Genomic DNA, 12255 nt, shown 5'->3' with positions numbered 1-12255 from the left:
GAACATTGGCGATCTTTTCGTTATAATGAAACCTGAGAAACCGTTTACCGGAAAGACCTATATATAGAGGTGGAGGAGACATATGAGCATTTACATCAATCAGGAGAAACTTCAATTTCATTTACAGACCCGTGAGGCCAGTTACGTATTTCAGGTACTGCCTTCAGGATATTTGGTGCATTTGTATTATGGCAAAAAATTACGTGACACCGATCTGAGCTGGTTGCATGTTCGTACAGAACGAGCATCTTTCAGTCCGAACCCGGTACCAGAGGATCGTACAATCTCGTTCGATACGTTGCCAGTAGAATTACCAGTGTATGGCACGAGTGATTTTCGTAATCCTGCAATCCAATTGGAACTTGAGAATGGCTCAACGGTTTCGGAGTTTACGTATACAGGCCATCGATTGGTCAAAGGAAAGACAGCGCTTACTGGATTGCCAGCAACATATGTTGAATCCGATGACGAAGCAGAGACACTGGTTATTGAGTTGGAAGACCGCGTCGCTGGTATCAAAATAGAGCTTTCTTATACAGCCTTTACGGCATTTAATGCGATTACACGCTCCATGCGTATCGTTAATGAGAGCGCTACCTCAGTGAATGTGGTGCGTGCGCTCAGTTCTTCTGTTGATTTCCCGCATGCGGATTATGAATTGTTGCAATTGTCAGGTGCATGGACACGGGAACGTGATATCGTTCGCAGACCGCTTGCGTCAGGCCTTCAAGGGATTGAGAGCCGTCGCGGTTCAAGCAGTCACCAGCAGAATCCCTTTATTGCGCTGATGACACCAGGCACGGATGAAGACCAAGGTGAAGTTTACGGATTCAGTCTCGTTTATAGTGGCAGCTTCACCGCACAGGCTGAAGTGGATCAGTTCCACACCACCCGTGTATCGCTCGGGATCAACCCGTTTGAGTTCAGCTGGAAGTTGGAGCCACAGGAAGCGTTCCAGACACCTGAGACGGTTATGGTGTACTCGGCTGCAGGTTTGGACGGCATGTCACAGTCCTACCACGAATTGTATCGGGAGCGTCTTGCGCGTGGTAAGTTCCGTAATGCGGAACGTCCGGTTCTGGTCAATAATTGGGAAGCAACCTACTTTGGATTCAATGCAGATAAGATTGAACAGATCGCTCGTGCTGGACAGAAGCTGGGTATTGAGCTGTTTGTTTTGGATGATGGCTGGTTTGGACACCGGGACAGTGACAACTCCTCGCTGGGCGACTGGATTGTAGATAAGAACAAATTGCCACAGGGACTGGATGATCTGGCTAACCGGGTAACAGGTCTGGACATGCAGTTCGGATTGTGGTTTGAGCCTGAGATGATCTCACCAGACAGTGAGCTGTATCGTGCGCACCCAGACTGGTGTCTGCATGTGCCTGATCGTCGCCGGACAGAAGGACGTCAACAATTGGTACTCGATTTCTCTCGTCAGGATGTACGTGATGAGATCGTGCGCATGTTAACAGACGTACTTGGTTCTGCACCAATTACTTATGTGAAATGGGATATGAACCGGAATATGACGGAAGTGGGTTCCGCGTTGCTTCCGGCAGATAGACAGCGTGAGACCGCGCATCGTTACATGTTGGGATTGTATGACGTCATGGAACGAATCACTTCGGCGTTCCCGAATATTCTGTTCGAGAGTTGTTCAGGTGGTGGTGGTCGCTTCGATCCAGGTATGCTGTATTACATGCCACAGACGTGGACAAGTGATAACACGGATGCTATATCCCGTCTGCGGATTCAGTACGGTACCAGTCTTGTGTACCCGGTGAGTTCCATGGGATCGCATATCTCAGCTGTACCAAATCATCAGGTGAACCGGATCACTTCGCTTGAGATTCGGGGACATGTTGCGATGTCGGGCAACTTCGGGTACGAGCTGGACCTGACGAAATTCACTGAGGAAGAGAACGAGATCGTGAAAGCACAGGTAGAGCTGTACAAGGAGATCCGTGGAACAGTTCAATATGGAACATTCCGTCGCTTGCTCAGTCCGTTTGAAGGCAATGAGACAGCGTGGATGTTTATTGCACCGGACGGAAGCGAAGCCGTGGTTTTCTACTTCCGCGTGCTCTCTGAGCCTAATGCGCCACTTCAGCGCCTGAAGCTGAAAGGATTGGACCCTAATGCGGATTACCGTCTGAAAGGCGGATCGGAGACCTTTACCGGCGATGCCTTGATGTATGGCGGTATTTCGGTAGGCAGCACATCAGGAGACTATCTGAGCGAACTGTTCCGGTTTGAACGCATCTAGATAAGTGAACTACATTTTATTTACACGGATACTACGATGACAGAACAACCTTCCAATCGCTGTTATCCCCAGATTTTTCGATTCCCTTTTCTCAAAGGGAAATCCGGAGATAGCGTATGCTTCCGATGTAGCTTTCTTTCAGAAAGCTTTTAGACGAGTGTATGCTTTCGAAGTAGCTTTCTGCAGAAAGCTTGTAGCTTCGCTTTTTCAGGTTTTTTCTGTCCTCTCCGTTATCGTGTAAATGAGCAGTTTCACTTATTAGATTGCTATTTTATTTAAAGTTTTAAAAAAAGGGAGGACCGAGGAGCGTCGTATTGACGTTTTTCGGTCTTTTTTTGCCGTAATGGGGAAGGCTGGAGGATAACATGATTCTGTCAGAACTTGTATGCTTGCGGATTGATGGAAATCTGGACGTGATTCTGTGATAATATAGGGTAGAGTGGAAGAAACAAATGGTTCAACTATACTGTAATTACAGCAGCAAAGCTGCCCTGAAATGATTGTAACGAACGATTCAGGAAGGAAAGAGGGATTTATTTTGTCTGAACAGGAAACGGTTCTGGAACCCAATGAAGAAACAATAAAGGCAGAACGCCATGAACGAATCATCAAACAGGTAGCCAAGGAACTGTCACTGTCCTTGAAGCAGGTCCGCACAACGTCGGAGCTTCTGGACGAAGGCAATACGATTCCATTTATCGCCCGCTACCGTAAAGAAATGACTGGAGAGCTGGATGAGAACCAGCTGCGATCGATTGAAGAACGCATTGTTTATCTGCGCAATCTTGAGGATCGCAAATTGGAAGTCATCCGTATTATAGAGGAACAGGGCAAGCTGACCGGAGAACTGAAGAACTCCATTACCCAAGCTGTGAAGCTGCAGGAAGTGGAAGACTTGTATCGTCCGTTCCGTCAGAAGCGGAAAACACGTGCCAGTGTGGCTAAGGAAAAAGGTCTTGAGCCCCTTGCTGTATGGATCTGGGGTCAACCGAAACAAGGAGATGCACTCCAGGAAGCTGCGAAATATATCAATGCTGAACTGGGTGTAGAAGATGCGGAGGCTGCGCTTCAGGGAGCCAAAGACATTCTCGCGGAGAACATCGCAGACGATGCTGCCATTCGTGCCTGGATTCGTCGGTACACCTTGGATCACGGCATGCTGACTTCGGAAGCGAAGGATGCTCAAGAGGAGTCCGTGTACGAGAATTATTATGATTACCGCGAATTAGCCAAAAAGATGCCTCCACACCGTATTCTCGCGATTAATCGCGGTGAACGTGAGAGTATTCTGAAAGTCGGCCTGGACGTACAGGCAGAACCGGCCCATCGCCATATGGAAGGACAGATCATTCGTGGTGCTTCTGCCGTGCAGGATATCCTGCGTGATGTGATTGAAGATGCATACAAGCGGTTGATTGCGCCTTCCATCGAGCGCGAAGTTCGTGGAGAGCTCACGGAAAAAGGTGAAAACCAGGCCATATCGGTATTCTCGGCCAATCTGCGTAATCTGTTGCTTCAACCGCCGATTCATGGCAAACGTGTGCTGGGTGTCGATCCTGCCTATCGTACGGGTTGTAAACTGGCTGTAGTAGATGATACGGGCAAGATGCTGGAAGTGGCTGTGACCTACCCAACGCCACCACACAACAAGAAACGTGAAGCTGCGGAAGTATTCCATCGCATGATCAAGCAATATGATATCGGACTGATCGTCATTGGTAATGGTACCGGATCCCGTGAAACGGAGCAATTTGTTGCCGAGATCATTCAGGAGAACGGTGATGAAAGTCTTGTGTATCTGATTGTTAACGAAGCAGGCGCGAGTGTATATTCTGCATCCAAGCTGGCCCAGGAAGAATTCCCTGATCTGGATGTTGCGGAGCGCAGTGCAGCTTCCATTGCTCGTCGGGTACAAGACCCGCTGGCGGAGTTGGTTAAGATTGATCCAAAAGCCATTGGCGTGGGTCAATATCAGCATGACGTATCCCAGAAGGTTCTGGAAGAAAGCCTGAAGGCTGTCGTGGAATCCGCAGTTAACCATGTGGGTGTGGACGTGAATACGGCATCACCTTCGTTGCTGTCATATGTTGCCGGAGTTAACGCTACGATTGCCAAAAACATCGTGAAGTACCGTGAAGAAAATGGCCGGTTTACGAACCGCCGTCAGCTTCAGAAGGTGCCACGTCTGGGTGCCAAAACCTATGAGCAGTGCGTAGGATTTATGCGTATTGGTGAGGGCGAGAACCCGCTGGACCGTACACCTATTCACCCTGAGTCTTACAAGGTAGTGGATCAGCTGTTCAAGGAGCTTCAGGTTTCACTGGACAAGCTGGGCAGCAAGGAACTATCGATATTACTGTCAGAGCAACAGCCAGAACAATTGGCCGTGAAACTGGACGTAGGTGTGCCTACATTGCGTGACATTCTGGACAGCTTGCAGCGTCCGGGGCGTGACCCGCGTGAAGAAATGCCGTTGCCAATCTTCCGTACAGATGTATTGAAAATTGAGGATCTGGTGGAAGGCATGGAGCTGCAAGGTACAGTTCGGAATGTTATTGATTTTGGTGCCTTTGTTGATATTGGGATCAAGAGTGATGGGCTTGTCCATATCTCACAGCTCAGCAACGGGTATGTTAAACATCCGATGGATGTTGTATCTGTCGGAGATAATGTAACGGTCTGGGTTATGAATGTGGATACCAAAAAAGGCCGTGTCGGCCTTACGATGAAAAAGCCTGCTTCTGCGCAACAGTCTTCTTAAATAGTAGGATTGGAGAACAGCCTTCCCTAACCAGGAAGGCTGTTTGTTGTCGACAGGAATAGTCCCGTTGTCCGTCCTAATTCCTCTAGTAAGTACGGTGGGCAATATGTGCATTTTCTTAAAGTACGTGTTCAAAAGGCCATCCTTCGTAATCCAATGCAGACTTTTATGAACAACCTCTTAAAGTTCGTTCTCCGCGCTGCGTGGTGTGCCATTTGCTGGTTTGTTACGATAAAAGAACCAGCATTCGTTCAGCAACTTGATTTGCCGGCTGTCCTTTTTGTGAAATGCACGCATCAGTTGATTGCAAAGCCATTGAGGCAAGGGTATCTCCTCCTCTTGCATAATTCATCTGTACGTTAGCATATGTGGCAATAGCCTGGACTGTGCGGGATAAGTGGAGGCCTCCGGCAAATCAATGTCTCGTTGACTCAAAAAAAAGCACAAATCCCAATTCAGGGAAATGTGCTTTTTGTTCTCATCATTATAAAATGATACCTGCGTTCAATTAGAGAGCTTCCATCTCTTCTTCATACCATTGTTCCAATTGGGCCTGAAGAGCCCGGATTTCGGTAAGCAGAGAAATCAAAGGATAATGGCTTTCACGTAGTGCTGCAAAAGATTCTTCAAGCGAATTGATATAATCAAGGCCGCCGATGATAGTAAGATTTTCGTTTAGGAGATCGAGGCTGTCACATTCGGCGATCGCCCAAGGCAGGACAGGCACATCTGCTGCAGTGAGTTTATCAATTTCCTTGTGCAGGCGCAGGTTGAGCGCACTGAGTTGATAGGCGTAATCTGCCGGCATTTCCACGAACTGCAATTGTTGTTCCTGCTGCAGGATGACATAGCGCATTGTAGGCATAACGAGTAATAATCTCCCCTCATACATTCTACTTGACAGTGTAGCCTACGAAACGGTTAAAATTCAAGTATTATGCCGGAAAAACAAATGCTCCGAGGGGGTGCAAGGAGAGATACCGATGGAAAATGAGGAATTGCAACAATGGATTGAACAGGTATCACTGGATCATTTCGGAGTACCGTTCACCCATGAAGCGTTGTTTAACAGTCGCCTGACCACGACGGGTGGGCGTTATATGCTCAAAAGTCACCGGATTGAGATCAATCCGCATCAACTCGAAGCCTATGGGCGAGATGAGGTTGAGAAAATCATCAAACATGAGCTGTGTCACTATCATCTGCATATTCGTGGGCGCGGCTATCAGCATCGTGACCCGGAATTCAAGGCTTTATTGCAGAAGGTAGGCGGCTCGCGTTACTGCCAATCACTTCCTGACGGTAAAGGCAGAAAGCCGCTGCCATATCGTTATAAGCTGGTGTGCAAGAGCTGTGGTACGGAATATTTGCGCAAGCGGAAAATAGATCCGAAGCGTTACCGTTGTGGTCGTTGCGCGGGAAAACTGGGCCTTCAGAATATCTGATGTGTGTATCATTCAATGTATTAAAGAAAGTGATGGTAGGGATGTTGACTTGGATTATTAATCATGATAAATTAATCTTATTCAAGTTAATTTTCCCTGATAGCTCAGTTGGTAGAGCACTCGACTGTTAATCGAGTTGTCACAGGTTCGAGCCCTGTTCGGGGAGCCATTTCTTGGAGAGATACCCAAGTGGCTATAAGGGGACCCTCTGCTAAGGGGTTAGACTGCGTAAGCGGTGCGAGGGTTCGAATCCCTCTCTCTCCGTTCTGAATTAAACTTCTCTGCAAAGGGATGAGAACCCTAAAGGTTCGTCGGAGCATAAGCTTCGTTAGCAATACTTCGCAGTCTCGAACGAAGTGAGAGTATCCCTCTCTCTCCGTTCTGATTCACCAAAAAATCCTCTTCACATTAGACCGGTTAACGATCAGTGTGAAGGGGATTTTTTACGTTTATTCATCTTTGCTTATCCCTTGTATACGCTTCTGCTTAAAGTGAAATGCTCAACACCTCGTATAAACCTTTCTTGCCTGCTTCCGTCACTTCGACAGAGCGACTTCCTGTTTTTTGACGAATCCAGTCCAGTTCTGATAATCGATGTCTGAGTTGTTCCCCAAGCATACCTGAGAGATGATGACGGCGTTCGCTCCAATCCAGACATTTGCGAGCGATGGCCCGGCGTGATCCTGGCTGCATCTGAAGTTTAATTCCAAACGTAGTGAACCACTGTATTCCTTTCTCTGTAACTTGATAATCCTTGCTATGTGCCTCTTCGGGCTCTGAAAGATAACCCTTCTGTACTAAGGCTTCACAGAGCGAGATTCCCAATTTTCCGGCCAGATGACCATAACAGGTCCGTGCATAACTCAGTTGTTGAAGCTGATCGGATTGTTTGAGAGAGCGGATCTGAACAGGCGGAGCAATACTGGCGATCGTTTCAATCAGATTAGCAATTTCTTTGTTTGCAAGACGGTAGTATCGATGGCGTCCTTGTTGTTCAACTTCAAGTAATCCTCCCGCTACGAGTTTAGCTAGATGGCTGCTTGCCGTCTGGGGAGTGACACTTGCCATATGAGCAAGCTCACCTGCGGGCAACGCCCGGCCATCCAGTAAGGATGACAGAAAAATAGCGCGGCTTGGATCAGCGATTAACGACGCAATAACAGTAATATTCGGATATACATTCATACTTCGATCATATCTGAACTATTACTGTATTACAATCCAGTTGTATCGTCCCATATCGGTCAGATTGAGCTTATAAATCATTGGAATTGGAACAGGAGAGATACAGGATGAAAAAGATAACGAAACAGGACTTTGCTACAGGGCAGTTGTCCGAGAGTCCAGCAGTGATTCAACATGAAACGATTAATCCCAGTATTTTATATTATGGTACGCCTGTATTGCTGCTAAGCACATTAAATGAGGATGGGTCAACCAACCTGTCACCATTATCCTCATCTTGGGCGCTGGGGGATTGTTTGGTTCTTGGTCTAGGTATACAGGGCAAAGCCTATGAAAATCTGAGTCGACACCCTGAGTGCGTGATTAATCTGCCAGATGCGACCATGTGGAGACAGGTTGAGGCATTGGGTCGTTATACGGGAGTTACCCCGGTTCCTGAGGATAAACGGCAGATGGGCTATGAATATTGTCATGATAAATTCACTGTAGCTGGACTGACATCTGAATGCTCGGTTCAGGTGGCTCCAGATAAAATAGTTGAATGTCCGCTCCAGATTGAAGCGGCAGTACAAAACATTCGTATTCCCGAACATACACCGTTCATGGCGATTGTCGAAGTGAAAGCGTTAAAGGTGCACGCGCACACAAGGCTAATATCTGGACCGAACAAGATTAATCCAGAGGAATGGCATCCGCTGATATATAATTTCAGACATTATTACGGATTGGGAGAGAGACAAGGGGAAAATTTCCGGGCAGAGAATTGACCTGGACGGAAGTTCTTTATTAGTCATGTAAAGATTGGGTAATAGTAAAGATAGACTAATGTAAGCATATACATAATGAAAGAGGTGATGTGCATGGAAGTGGAATATTTGATGCGTGTACTCATAGCTGGAATATGTGGTGTGCTAATCGGATATGAGCGCAAGAATCGAATGAAAGAGGCGGGAATTCGTACTCATTTTGTGGTCGCTGTCGGTGCTGCCCTGATGATGATTGTGTCCAAATACGGATTCCAGGATCAGGCTGGCTGGGACAATCTGTCTCTTGATCCTTCAAGGATCGCTGCACAAGTCGTTAGTGGTGTGGGGTTCATTGGAGCGGGCATGATCTTCACACAGCGTCACACGGTCAGGGGATTGACCACAGCGGCTGGCATATGGGCTACGGCAGGCATGGGACTTGCTGTGGGTTCAGGTCTGTATTGGACGGGTGCAGGCGTGACACTGCTTATTGTCGTGGCACAGATGTTACTGCATAGACCCACACGCTGGCTGGTATCCGGCCGAACAGAGACGTTAACCATCCATCTGCAAAATGAGGGAGAGGCCCTGAAGACTGTTTTGGCACTGCTGGGACAGGAGAAGATCTCGGTCATCGGATTTAAGACTGAACAGCAAACAAGCACAGACTCCGTGGAAGAGACTGTACTTGAGTTCACGTTGCAACTGCCGGGTTCATACCGGGGCGAGCAACTGATTATTTTGTTACAGGACGTGCCTCACGTTCGATCTGCGGAGTTAAAATGAAGCGAACCTGCATGGCTCAACAGGCGGCCATGCAGGTTCAGTGCTTAATTCAGTATGGGTTCAATTACTGACCTTCTCCGACAATCGTTTCTGGACGGGACACCGGTTTACCTTCAAGCAGGCACTCGATGGCATGGGCAACACCGTGCTCCACATTGGTCAGCGTTATGGCTTTGGCTAATGCCTGAATTTCGGGTTCGCCATTACCCATGGCGATGCCGAGTCCTGCCATTTTTAACATGGAGACATCGTTGAAGTTATCACCGATCGCTACTGTATCTTCCATGGAGATGTTCAGGTGAGCCGCCAGTTTGGTGAGGGCATTACCTTTGGATACGTCCGGGTGCTGCATTTCGAAGTTATGCTCAAAGGATACAACCATGGCGACATCGGATCGGGATGCGAAGTATTCTCGTCCTGTCTTTACTTTGTCCGGATTCATGGAGAAGGCCATAATATTATAGACGTAGGCTTCTGCCGGAATTTCCAGATGGCTGTTTACGCGGTGATAGTCTTTTTTGTCATAGTGTTTCTTGATGGAGCGAATCATGCGTGCAATGTCCTCACCAGGGTTCGAACCAAGAACACGTTCCATCTCGGCGAGCAAGGTCTCATGACTGCTACGCGGGGCATAGATGCCTTGTTGCGTTGAAGCCTCATAATAGACATCATGATCTTCCAGCCACTGCATGACGGAAGCTGCTGTATCACGCTCAAGCGGAAGATGGAATAAACGTTCACCGTCTGCATCATGAATTGTCGCTCCGTTAGAGCCGATAATTGGGGTTTTGATTCCGCCTTCGCGGCTGATGGTCACAACATCGGAATAGACACGTCCTGTAGCAATGGTAACCTTCATACCGGATTGCTGGGCCTTTTGGATGGCTGCGGCGTTCTCCGGGCTAATCTGGCTATCTCTGTTCAACAAAGTTCCATCTAAATCTGTGGCAAATAATTTCATATATTTACAACTCCTTATCATCTGTTGGTTCAGGAATGAGAATCTCAACCTGTTGTTCGGCTAGAAAAACAAGCCATTCTTTGGTTGGCCATTGATCCGTAATCAATACATCCACCAATGACCAGTCGGCAAAACGATAACCATAACGTCTATCAAACTTGGATTGATCTGCAAGAACAACAACCTTCTTGGCAGCTTTCATCATTTGGTGTTTAATTTTCCCTTCCTCTTCGGAAGCGCTGAAGCCATCCATGGTGATACCGCCAATACCGATAAAGGCTTTATCTACATAATAGTGGGAGAGGGTCTCAATAACAGAGGTACCGTAGACATAACGTTGTTCCTTATCTACTTTGCCTCCGAGCAAACGAATCTGGACAGCAGTGTGATTGGAGAGAAGATCAGCGGAATGAATCGAATTAGTAATGACGGTACAGGATTTGCCGTCTAAGTTCTCGGCACAGGCCTGCACAGTCGTGGAAGAGTCCAGAATAATGATCTCGCCTTGCCTTACAATAGCCGCAGCGAGTTTGCCGATGGCCCTCTTTTCCTCAGATACATCGAGTAAACGGTCTTTGTAGGATCTGAATTCTTGCGGAGGAGGGGGGAGAATCGCGCCGCCACGTGTTCGGATAATGGCATCCTGTTCCTCAAGCTTAATCAGATCCCTGCGTGCAGTATCCCGTGATACATCAAACAAGGCGACAATATCATCGGCTGAGATGCGATTGTGTTTGCGTAGATGTTCAACAATGAGCTGCATTCGTTCTTCTTGAAACAAACATGTCACCTCCGAGTGTATGGATGACCGTACTTATACTTATACTGATACTTTAATTATAAGTATTCTTAATGTGATTTGCAATATTATAAGTGAACGTAAGTTTTTATAAGTGTTTTAATGAATGGTTAACATTGTTCCTGCACGGGGATGACACTGGCATGAATGGGGAGATGGCTAATATTAGGGATCTGAAGAGCCGTGTGCCAAAGACAAAAACGCTTGAAAAATAAATTTTAAAAAAAGTATTGCAAGTTCAAATTGTCCTGTGGTATACTCATTCTTGTCGCCAAGAAAGACAACTTGTTATTAAGGCCCGTTGGTCAAGGGGTTAAGACACCTCCCTTTCACGGAGGTAACAGGGGTTCGAATCCCCTACGGGTCATATCTTCACCACCTCATGAGATCTACATTTTCGATGAGTAATCCTCAAAGTCATTGCTCTTATAGACAAGAATGAAGCATGGCACATCCGGTGAAGTTTACAGCAAGAGCCATTAGCTCAGTTGGTAGAGCACCTGACTTTTAATCAGGGTGTCGAAGGTTCGAGCCCTTCATGGCTCACCATTTTTACAATTTAATATGCGGTCGTGGTGGAATGGCAGACACGCTATCTTGAGGGGGTAGTGGGTGTATACCCGTGGAGGTTCGAGTCCTCTCGACCGCATCACAGCAACAATATAAGATAGACTTCTATGATCATTCATGGGAGTCTATCTTTGTGTTATACGATATGCATCATCCTGTTCCAGGCATATAAAGGCTGAGCATTCAGGAATAATGTGGTATAATTCAAGCAGATGAGTTGATTATTACGGTTGGAAGGCGGTTCTTGTATGCAGTCGATCTATGAGCGAATTGAACACCTGATTGCCGAACGAGGAATGACCAAGAAGGCTTTCTGCCAACAGCTGAAGATTAGCACAGGCAATCTGGGTGATTGGAAACGTGGCAAGTCTATTCCGAGTACGAATAAATTAATTGAGATTGCTTCGTTTTTTGATGTGAGCCTCGACTGGCTCATGATTGGACGTCCATCGAAGGAAGCGATGGTTCGGGAAAAACGGGAGGATTATTTTTTTGACGTTTTGCGGCAATTGAATTGCCAAGAAAGTGAATTATCGACTGTGGAACAGTCTTTTATCAGCGAATATATTGAGTTTACCCGTTACCGCAAATCCAAGGAAAGCAAGGATGCAGGCGACTATCGCTACAAACCTGAGAACAAATCAGAGAACGATTCTGAGGAAAACGAAGCTTAAGTGATATGAGCAGCATCCATAGACTGAATGTTCAAAAACCTCTGGACTAATCCGAA

General features: G+C 46.9%; 11 protein-coding genes and 5 tRNA genes. 11 read left to right on the top strand and 5 right to left on the bottom strand.

The features are described from left to right. Positions 1-82: 82 nt before the first annotated feature. A complete protein-coding gene (locus MHI14_RS24160) occupies positions 83-2272 on the top strand; it encodes an alpha-galactosidase (RefSeq protein ID WP_341131399.1) in 2190 nt (729 codons plus the stop codon). Between the two features lie 538 nt (positions 2273-2810). Beyond that, the gene (locus MHI14_RS24155; protein ID WP_341131398.1) at positions 2811-5033 is read left to right on the top strand and encodes a Tex family protein; all 2223 of its coding nucleotides are present in this window, start codon (positions 2811-2813) and stop codon (positions 5031-5033) included. Positions 5034-5213: 180 nt separating this feature from the next. On the opposite strand, the gene cmpA is transcribed toward MHI14_RS24155, so the two are convergent. Then, positions 5214-5357, bottom strand: a complete 144-nt coding sequence (gene cmpA / locus MHI14_RS24150) for a cortex morphogenetic protein CmpA (protein ID WP_017690033.1) — start codon at positions 5355-5357, stop codon at positions 5214-5216. A 184-nt stretch (positions 5358-5541) separates the two neighbouring features. Then, positions 5542-5898: a hydrolase/acyltransferase gene (locus MHI14_RS24145; protein ID WP_341131397.1), complete on the bottom strand. Its 357-nt coding sequence runs from the start codon at positions 5896-5898 to the stop codon at positions 5542-5544. A gap of 118 nt (positions 5899-6016) precedes the next feature. On the opposite strand from MHI14_RS24145, the gene MHI14_RS24140 reads away from it, so the two are divergent. From MHI14_RS24140 to MHI14_RS24130, 3 genes are all read left to right on the top strand, one after another. After that, positions 6017-6478, top strand: coding sequence for a SprT family protein (locus MHI14_RS24140; protein WP_036669054.1), 462 nt, complete (start codon positions 6017-6019; stop codon positions 6476-6478). Between the two features lie 93 nt (positions 6479-6571). Beyond that, a tRNA-Asn gene (locus MHI14_RS24135) sits at positions 6572-6647 on the top strand. Positions 6648-6653: 6 nt separating this feature from the next. Then, positions 6654-6742: transfer RNA gene (locus tag MHI14_RS24130), tRNA-Ser, on the top strand. A gap of 222 nt (positions 6743-6964) precedes the next feature. Here the strand turns inward: MHI14_RS24130 and MHI14_RS24125 are convergent. Further along, positions 6965-7663: an ArsR/SmtB family transcription factor gene (locus MHI14_RS24125; protein ID WP_341131396.1), complete on the bottom strand. Its 699-nt coding sequence runs from the start codon at positions 7661-7663 to the stop codon at positions 6965-6967. 107 nt (positions 7664-7770) lie between these two features. On the opposite strand from MHI14_RS24125, the gene MHI14_RS24120 reads away from it, so the two are divergent. Both MHI14_RS24120 and MHI14_RS24115 read left to right on the top strand, forming a co-directional pair. Continuing rightward, positions 7771-8430 carry a flavin reductase family protein gene (locus MHI14_RS24120; protein WP_341131395.1) on the top strand — a complete coding sequence of 220 codons (660 nt, stop codon included), beginning with the start codon at positions 7771-7773 and terminating at the stop codon, positions 8428-8430. Positions 8431-8523: 93 nt separating this feature from the next. Continuing rightward, complete coding sequence (locus MHI14_RS24115) at positions 8524-9195, top strand: MgtC/SapB family protein (protein WP_341131394.1); 672 nt, start codon at positions 8524-8526, stop codon at positions 9193-9195. Positions 9196-9259: 64 nt separating this feature from the next. Here MHI14_RS24115 and MHI14_RS24110 read toward each other — a convergent pair whose 3' ends face one another. Next, a complete protein-coding gene (locus tag MHI14_RS24110; protein WP_249911500.1) occupies positions 9260-10156 on the bottom strand; it encodes a Cof-type HAD-IIB family hydrolase in 897 nt (298 codons plus the stop codon). A 4-nt stretch (positions 10157-10160) separates the two neighbouring features. Continuing rightward, entirely contained in the window at positions 10161-10937 is a 777-nt protein-coding gene (locus tag MHI14_RS24105) for a DeoR/GlpR family DNA-binding transcription regulator (RefSeq protein WP_076251528.1), read from the bottom strand. A 313-nt stretch (positions 10938-11250) separates the two neighbouring features. Between MHI14_RS24105 and MHI14_RS24100 the strand changes: the two genes are divergently transcribed. The 4 genes from MHI14_RS24100 to MHI14_RS24085 all read left to right on the top strand — a co-directional run bounded on the left by MHI14_RS24100 (position 11251) and on the right by MHI14_RS24085 (position 12199). Further along, positions 11251-11322, top strand: a tRNA-Glu gene (locus tag MHI14_RS24100). A gap of 106 nt (positions 11323-11428) precedes the next feature. Further along, positions 11429-11504 (top strand) — tRNA-Lys (locus MHI14_RS24095). 17 nt (positions 11505-11521) lie between these two features. Further along, positions 11522-11604, top strand: a tRNA-Leu gene (locus tag MHI14_RS24090). 169 nt (positions 11605-11773) lie between these two features. Next, a complete protein-coding gene (locus MHI14_RS24085) occupies positions 11774-12199 on the top strand; it encodes a helix-turn-helix domain-containing protein (protein ID WP_036610863.1) in 426 nt (141 codons plus the stop codon). Positions 12200-12255 lie beyond the last annotated feature (56 nt).

Origin of the sequence: Paenibacillus sp. FSL K6-2393, assembly GCF_038002545.1 — a bacterium.
Lineage (GTDB): Bacteria > Bacillota > Bacilli > Paenibacillales > Paenibacillaceae > Paenibacillus.
The sequence above is the reverse complement of the archived record's forward strand: the minus strand, read 5'-3'. Positions and strand labels throughout refer to the sequence as shown.